The organism is Ancylomarina sp. 16SWW S1-10-2, from assembly GCF_009669305.1.
Taxonomy (GTDB): domain Bacteria; phylum Bacteroidota; class Bacteroidia; order Bacteroidales; family Marinifilaceae; genus Ancylomarina.
Genome location: NZ_SADB01000155.1, coordinates 1 through 556 on the forward strand (window position 1 = coordinate 1; position 556 = coordinate 556).

Annotated in this window: 1 protein-coding gene; it reads left to right on the forward strand. The window is 59.0% G+C overall.

Going from position 1 to position 556, the window contains the following annotated elements; all coding sequences use genetic code 11:
* The coding region (locus EMN46_RS18830; RefSeq protein WP_195715329.1) for a phage tail protein at window positions 1-556 on the forward strand (556 nt) is incomplete at both ends.

Genomic DNA, 556 nt, shown 5'->3' on the forward strand with positions numbered 1-556 from the left:
GGGCGTATTCTGCAGGTGCCGTCGAACTATAACCCGCAGACGCGGCAATACAGCGGTATCTGGGACGGAACGTTTAAACCGGCATACAGCAACAACATGGCCTGGTGTCTGTGGGATATGCTGACCCATCCGCGCTACGGCATGGGGAAACGTCTTGGTGCGGCGGATGTGGATAAATGGGCGCTGTATGTCATCGGCCAGTACTGCGACCAGTCAGTGCCGGACGGCTTTGGCGGCACGGAGCCGCGCATCACCTGTAATGCGTACCTGACCACACAGCGTAAGGCGTGGGATGTGCTCAGCGATTTCTGCTCGGCGATGCGCTGTATGCCGGTATGGAACGGGCAGACGCTGACGTTCGTGCAGGACCGACCGTCGGATAAGACGTGGACCTATAACCGCAGTAATGTGGTGATGCCGGATGATGGCGCGCCGTTCCGCTACAGCTTCAGCGCCCTGAAGGACCGCCATAATGCCGTTGAGGTGAACTGGATTGACCCGAACAACGGCTGGGAGACGGCGACAGAGCTTGTTGAAGATACGCAGGCCATTGCCC